This window comes from Xanthomonas sp. SHU 199 (assembly GCF_000364665.1).
In the GTDB taxonomy this organism is placed as follows: domain Bacteria; phylum Pseudomonadota; class Gammaproteobacteria; order Xanthomonadales; family Xanthomonadaceae; genus Xanthomonas_A; species Xanthomonas_A sontii.
Genome location: NZ_AQOI01000559.1, coordinates 1 through 6,768, shown reverse-complemented (window position 1 = coordinate 6,768; position 6,768 = coordinate 1). Strand labels below are relative to the sequence as shown.

Sequence of the window (6,768 nt, the reverse complement as noted above, 5' to 3'; positions counted from 1 at the left end):
CGCCCGGACGCCGCCACGCCCGTCGAGTGAGCGCCGCGACACCGGCGCCGGTCCAGGCCTGCATCGGCCTGGGCGGCAACCTTGGCGACGCCGCGGCGACCCTGCGCGCGGCCCTGGCCGCGCTCGACACGCTGCCGCAGACCCGCCTGCTGCGTGCCTCGCAGCTGTACCGCAGCCCGGCCTGGGGCCGCGAAGACCAGCCGGACTTCATCAACGCCGCGGCGCTGGTGACCACCACCTTGTCGGCGCCGGACCTGCTGCAGGCGCTGCTGGACCTGGAACACCGCCACGGCCGCCAGCGCCTGCCCGGCGAGCGTTGGGGCCCGCGCACCCTGGACCTGGACCTGCTGCTGTATGCCGAGGCGGTGATCGATCTGCCGGGGTTGCAGGTGCCGCACCCGTTCCTGCACCAGCGTGCGTTCGTGCTGCTGCCGCTGGCCGAGATCGCCGCCGACGCGGTCATTCCGGGCCATGGAACGGTGCGTGACGTACGCGACCGCATCGAAACCGGCGGGATCGTGCCAATCGGTAGATAATGCTCGGCTCATTACCGCAGCACATGAGCTTATGAGCAGTCACGCCGACAGCAAGCCCTGGACCGTTCCCGCCCTGGCCGAGGCCAAGCGCCGCCAGCAGAAGCTGGTGATGCTGACCGCCTACGACGCCGGCTTCGCGCGAACCTTCGACGCCAACGGCGTGGACCTGATCCTGATCGGCGATTCGCTGGGGATGGTGGTGCAGGGCCACGACTCGACCCTGCCGGTGAGCGTGGACGACATCGTCTACCACACCGCCGCGGTGGCGCGGGTGCTGCAGCGCGCGCTGCTGGTGGCCGACCTGCCGTTCCAGTCCGATGCCACCCCCGAGCGCGCCTTGGACGCGTCGACCCGGCTGCTGCAGGCCGGTGCGGAGATGGTCAAGCTGGAGGGCGCCGGGCACAAGCTGGAGGTGATCCGCTTCCTCAGCGAACGCGACATCCCGGTGTGCTCGCACCTGGGCCTGACCCCGCAGTCGGTGCTGACCTTCGGCGGCTACAAGATCCAGGGCCGCGAAGAGGCCGCCGCGGCCAAATTGCTGGCCGACGCCAAGGCGGTCGCCGCGGCCGGCGCCGCGCTGCTGGTACTGGAATGCGTGCCGTCGCCGCTGGCCGCGCGCATCACCGCCGAGATCGACATCCCCACCATCGGCATCGGCGCCGGTCCGGACTGCGACGGCCAGGTGCTGGTGATGCACGACTTCCTCGGCCTGGACAGCGGCCACCGCCGCCCGCGCTTCGTCAAGGATTTCCTGGCCGAAGGCGGTTCCATCGCCGGTGCCGCCCGCGCCTACGCCGACGCGGTCCGCGCCGGCACCTTCCCCGACGCCGAACACGCCTACGCCAAATGATCGAGACCATCACCGACCTGGCGCGACTGCGCGCCACCGTCTCCGGCTGGAAGCGGCAGGGCCTGCGCGTGGCCTTCGTGCCGACCATGGGCAACCTGCACGCCGGGCATTTCTCGCTGGTGATGCTGGCGCGGCAATACGCCGATCGCGTGGTCTCCAGCGTCTTCGTCAACCCGACCCAGTTCGGCCCGAACGAGGACTTCACCCGCTACCCGCGCACCCCGGAAGCCGACACCAGCGGCCTGGAGGGCGCCGGCTGCGACGTGCTGTGGCTGCCGACGGTGGAAAGCATGTATCCGCTGGGCGTGGAGCTGGCGCTGCGCATGCACACTCCGGGCGTCAGCGAGGTGCTGGAAGGCGCCTGCCGGCCTGGCCATTTCGACGGCGTCTGCACCGTGGTCGCGCGCCTGTTCAACCAGGTGCAGCCGGACCTGGCCGCGTTCGGCAAGAAGGACTACCAGCAACTGGCGGTGATCCGGCAGATGGTGGCCGACCTGGCGTTCCCGATCGAGATCCTGGGCGGTGGCATCGTGCGCGAGTCTGACGGCTTGGCGATGAGCTCGCGCAACCAGTACCTGTCGGCGGAGGAGCGGCCGCGCGCGGCGCAGATCCACCGCACCCTGCGGGCGATGCGCGACGGTCACCTGGCTGGGCGCCCGCGCGCCGAGGTGGAGGCGGCGGCGACCGCGCAGCTGCAGGCGGCCGGTTTCGAGGTCGACTACAGCGTGCTGCGCACGCCCGACCTGAGCGAGCCGCAGGATGGCACCGGCCCGCGCGTGGCGCTGATCGCCGCGCGCCTGGGCCGCACCCGTCTGATCGACAACCTGGAATTCTGAGCGCGGCAGGCCGCGGCACCTTCATCGTAGCAGCGGCTTCAGCCGCGACCGGGCTTTCCCGCGATCGCCGGTCGCGGCTGAAGCCGCTCCTGCGACGGTTTGAGGCCGCCCCTCACCACCGCCACCTAACCCTCGGCTGCTAAACTGCGCGTCTTTCCTGACCGCAGTCCCGTGCCATGCAACTGAGCCTGTTGAAGACCAAGATCCACCGCGCCACCGTCACCCATTCCGAGCTGAACTACGAAGGCTCGATCGCCATCGACGGGCTGCTGCTGGACGCGACCGGCATCCGCGAATTCGAGCAGGTGCACATCTGGGACGTCACCAACGGCGCGCGCTTCAGCACCTACGCGATCCGCGCCGACGAGGGCAGCGGCATCATCTCGCTCAACGGCGGCGCCGCGCGCCACGTGCAGGTCGGCGACCTGATCATCATCGCCGCCTTCGCCGGCATGAGCGAAGAGGAAGCCGCGCGTTTCCAGCCGACCCTGGTCTACGTGGACGGCGCCAACAAAATCACCCACACCAACACCACCATCCCAAAGCAGGCCGCATGACACAGTCCACCGGTTTCGACGCACTGCATTCCCACGCCCAGCGCCTGCGCGGGGCGCGCCTTCCCGACCTGCTGGCGGCCGAACCCGGCCGTGCCGAGACGTTGGCGTTGCAGGTCGGACCGCTGTACTTCAATTTCGCCCGGCAGAAGTACGACCGCGCCGCGCTCGACGCCCTGCTGGAGCTGGCTGCCGACCACGACCTGGCCGGCGCCTTCCAGCGCCTGTTCCGGGGCGAGACGGTCAACGTCACCGAAGGCCGCGCCGCGCTGCACACCGCGCTGCGCGGCAACCTCACCGACGCACCAGTGGCCAGCCAGGCCCACGCCAGCGCCCGCGAGGTGCAGCAGCGCATGCGCGCGCTGATCGACGCCCTGGCGCAGACCGAGGTCACCGACATCGTCAGCGTCGGCATCGGCGGCTCCGATCTCGGCCCGCGCCTGGTTGCCGACGCGCTGCGTCCGGTCACCGGCGCGCGCTTCCGCGTGCACTTCGTCTCCAACGTGGACGGCGCGGCGATGCAGCGCACCCTGGCCACGCTGGACCCGGCGCGTACCGCCGGCGTGCTGATCTCCAAGACCTTCGGTACCCAGGAAACCCTGCTCAACGGCCAGATCCTGCGCGACTGGCTGGGCGGCAGCGAGCGCCTGTACGCGGTCAGCGCCAACCCGGAGCGCGCCGCCAAGGCCTTCGATATCGCTGCCGGCCGCGTGCTGCCGATGTGGGACTGGGTGGGTGGCCGCTATTCGCTGTGGTCGGCGGTGGGCTTCCCGATCGCGCTGGCGATCGGCGCCGACGCCTTCGAACAGCTGCTGGAGGGCGCCGCGCAGTTCGACGACCACGCCCTGAACGCGCCGCTGGAGCGCAACGTGGCCGTGCTGCATGGCCTGACCACGCTGTGGAACCGCAACCTGCTCGGCTATGCGACGCAGGCGGTGATGACCTACGACCAGCGCCTGGCGCTGCTGCCGGCCTACCTGCAGCAGCTGGTGATGGAGAGCCTGGGCAAGCGCGTGCGCCTGGACGGCAGCCCGGTCGAGGCCGACACCGTGCCGGTGTGGTGGGGCGGCGCCGGCACCGACGTGCAGCACAGCTTCTTCCAGGCGCTGCACCAGGGCACCAGCATCGTGCCGGCCGACTTCATCGGCTGCATCCGCAACGACGACCCGTACACCGTCAACCACCAGGCGTTGCTGGCCAACCTGCTGGCGCAGACCGAAGCGCTGGCGAACGGGCAGGGCAGCGACGATCCGGCCCGCGACTATCCTGGCGGCCGCCCGAGCACGCTGATCCTGCTCGACGCGCTGACCCCGCAGGCGCTGGGCGCGCTGATCGCGATGTACGAGCACAGCGTGTACGTGCAGTCGGTGGTCTGGGGCATCAACGCCTTCGACCAGTTCGGCGTGGAACTGGGCAAGCAGCTGGCGAGCCAGTTGCTGCCGGCGCTGCAGGGCCAGTCCACCGAGATCGCCGACCCGGTGACGCGCGCTGTGCTGGCGCGGTTGCAGGGCTGAGCGAACCAGCATCTGATCGCGCGAGCCTGGCTGGCTCGCGCGATCGGTCAGTGATGCTGGACGCTGCGCTCAGACGTCGTCCAGGCGCAATCCGACCGGGTCGCCAGTGAGATAGCCCACCGCGGCGCCGTAGCGGTCCTTGTAGTTGGCGCGGACCAGCGGATCCAGCTGCGCCTTGACCTTGTCGTGCAACGGGCTTTCCCAGTCGCCGGGATGCTGGAAGTTGCTCATCACGTAGGTCCAGCCGTGGATTTCGTCGACCGCATGCAGGCCGGTGGATTCGGCCCCGGCCGGCACCGACAGCAGACGCGACAGCTTGCCGGTGTCGACGTTGTAGGCCCATAGGAAGTTGTTCACGTGCATGGCGCTGTCCTCGCCGATGAACAGCGTGCGCAGGCGTTGCGAGAACTTGATGTTGTCCGGATTGGCGATGCGCTCCGGGTCGGCCAGATTGCCCAGCGCGTCGGCCGCTGGCAGGTCGCGGCCGGTCAGCGCGGGCGGCGCGCTCATCGACACCGGTACCCAGTCGCTGCGGATCGGCTGGCCGAGATGGTCGCGCTGGCCGCCGCGCAATGGCAGCGCATAGATCGCGCCGGCGGTCGGGCCTTGCACGCGGATGTCGCCGGAGCCATCGAGCATGCTGCCCTGGATGTAGGACATCGCCGAGTAGGCGATGCGATCGCGCGTGTCGACCGTGGTGCCTTCCATCTTGGTGAAGCCCAGGCTGCCGCCGACCAGCGCGGCGTAGCGGTGGGTTTCCAGGAAGGCGGCGGCCTGTTCCATGCCCGGGCGCAGCCGCACCCAGTTGAAGCCGCCGCTGTAGGGAATGCGGGTGTAGCCGGGGTCGCCCGGATCGCGCGTGGCCACGTCCATGATGTCGCCGATGCGCAGCACGTCGGCCATTGCTTCGATCTCGTCGCTGCTGGCGTGGCCCAGGCGGATCCAGTCCAGGGTGGCCGCGCCGGGGCCGCTGGCCGAGCGCTGCCGCCACTTCGCCACGTACAGGGTGCCGCTGGACAGGTCGCAGTCGCGGTCGGCGACGAACAGGAACAGGCCACCGTTGCTGGCATCGTCGCCCATCAGCACGGTGCGCCGGTCCGGCATCACCTGCACCAGTTCGTGCGAGATGCGGCCCAGGCAGTAGTGCTTGCGGATGCTGCCGCTGCCGTCGGCGTGCACGGTCACTTCCGGCAGGTGCCCGTAGTGATACGGATTGGCGCGCGTGGGATCGCCGTAGAGGTGTTCGCTGAAGCGCTGGAACTGGGTGTTGCCGGCGATGCTGGCGGCATCGGGTTCGTATTCCTCGCTGGACAGGTGCGTGTTCCAGGGCGAGAGGCTGGCGCCGCAGGTGGTCCACAGGCCGTGCACCGCCGAGGTGTCGACGTTGTGGTACTTGACCAGACGCAGGTGGCCGCTGCGCGGGTCCTGGTCCAGGGTCAGCACCGCGATCGGCGCCGGCAACTGGCGATAGGTGCCGTTGCCGGCGAGATCGCGCGTGGTGTACTCGAACTGCACCACCGCGAACACCGTATTGCCGCGTACGCCGGGCACGTGCGCGTGCGGCAGGGTCAGCAGCGACGAGCCGTCGGGACAATCCGAGAAGAACGGCCGTTCGCTGCCGGGGACCGAGCGGTCCAGGATCGGCCGGTTGTGGATGTCGTAGTAGCCGCCGGCCAGCACGGTGCCGCCGGCGCCGTCGGGGACTTGGTCGCCGGTCAGGAAGAACGGGCGGTAGGCCAGGGCGTACCGCTGGCGGCTGCCATCGTGCAGGATCACCTCGACGTGCGAGCGCACGCTGGTGGTGGCCATCGTCGCCGGCTCGGCCAGCGAAGGCGCCGCCATGCCGTCGAAGCTGACCGCGCGCACGCGCGGCCGTGGCGGGCGGCCTGGCCGCGGCGGAGGCGGCAGACGCGCGGCCGCGGGGTCGCTCGCCAACGCGGCAGCGGAAAGGCTGCCAAGCGGCAGCAGAAAGGTGCCGGCCAGCAGACGCAGGGCGCGGCGGCGACCGGAATCGGGGAGATGCGACATCGGGGGACTCTCCAGAACGGACGGGATACCGGTCACTCCCCCTCGTGCCGGCGCGGTCCAACCTAGGCGCGCTTGGTGACATTCGTTTGAAACCTGCGAGCGGTCGCGGCCGGCAGCCACTGCGCCAAATGCGGTGCCGCCCTTGCGCAGTGCGCATGTCGGACGATATTGCGGCGCAGCAAACGCGGCGGCTGCCGATGCTGTGGGGGAGCGCGGTCGACGACCCGGACGCAGCCCCGCACAAGCAAACCCGGTATTCCATCGCTATAGCGTCAGCCGATATCCCGCCGGCATCGGGGCATACCTCGCGCCGCGGTTGACAGGCTTGGGGCGATTCGGGAAGCGTAGGCGCCGGCCGCACCTCGGCGTGTGCGGTCCGGCCGCGACATGGCATGCGTTCGCCGTTCCTGGGAGGGAGTCTCTTGCACACACAGACCGCTGGCGCGCGCG

6 protein-coding genes are annotated in these 6,768 nt (G+C 70.2%); 5 read left to right on the top strand and 1 reads right to left on the bottom strand.

What is annotated here, in order from left to right; all coding sequences use genetic code 11:
* Positions 1 to 26: 26 nt before the first annotated feature.
* The 5 genes from folK to pgi all read left to right on the top strand — a co-directional run bounded on the left by folK (position 27) and on the right by pgi (position 4,290).
* Positions 27 to 536 carry a 2-amino-4-hydroxy-6-hydroxymethyldihydropteridine diphosphokinase gene (folK, locus tag D183_RS0116655; protein WP_017910001.1) on the top strand — a complete coding sequence of 170 codons (510 nt, stop codon included), beginning with the start codon at positions 27 to 29 and terminating at the stop codon, positions 534 to 536.
* Positions 537 to 567: 31 nt separating this feature from the next.
* Positions 568 to 1,386 carry a 3-methyl-2-oxobutanoate hydroxymethyltransferase gene (panB, locus tag D183_RS0116650; protein ID WP_010343892.1) on the top strand — a complete coding sequence of 273 codons (819 nt, stop codon included), beginning with the start codon at positions 568 to 570 and terminating at the stop codon, positions 1,384 to 1,386.
* A complete protein-coding gene (gene panC, locus D183_RS0116645) occupies positions 1,383 to 2,222 on the top strand; it encodes a pantoate--beta-alanine ligase (protein WP_017910000.1) in 840 nt (279 codons plus the stop codon). Before panB ends, panC begins: the two co-directional genes overlap by 4 nt.
* A 176-nt stretch (positions 2,223 to 2,398) precedes the next feature.
* Positions 2,399 to 2,779, top strand: coding sequence for an aspartate 1-decarboxylase (gene panD, locus D183_RS0116640; RefSeq protein WP_017909999.1), 381 nt, complete (start codon positions 2,399 to 2,401; stop codon positions 2,777 to 2,779).
* Positions 2,776 to 4,290, top strand: coding sequence for a glucose-6-phosphate isomerase (gene pgi / locus D183_RS0116635; RefSeq protein WP_017909998.1), 1,515 nt, complete (start codon positions 2,776 to 2,778; stop codon positions 4,288 to 4,290). The genes panD and pgi overlap by 4 nt, the downstream gene beginning before the upstream one ends.
* A gap of 69 nt (positions 4,291 to 4,359) precedes the next feature.
* Here the strand turns inward: pgi and D183_RS0116630 are convergent, their stop codons facing one another.
* Positions 4,360 to 6,318, bottom strand: coding sequence for a PhoX family protein (locus D183_RS0116630; RefSeq protein WP_017909997.1), 1,959 nt, complete (start codon positions 6,316 to 6,318; stop codon positions 4,360 to 4,362).
* Positions 6,319 to 6,768: the final 450 nt, after the last annotated feature.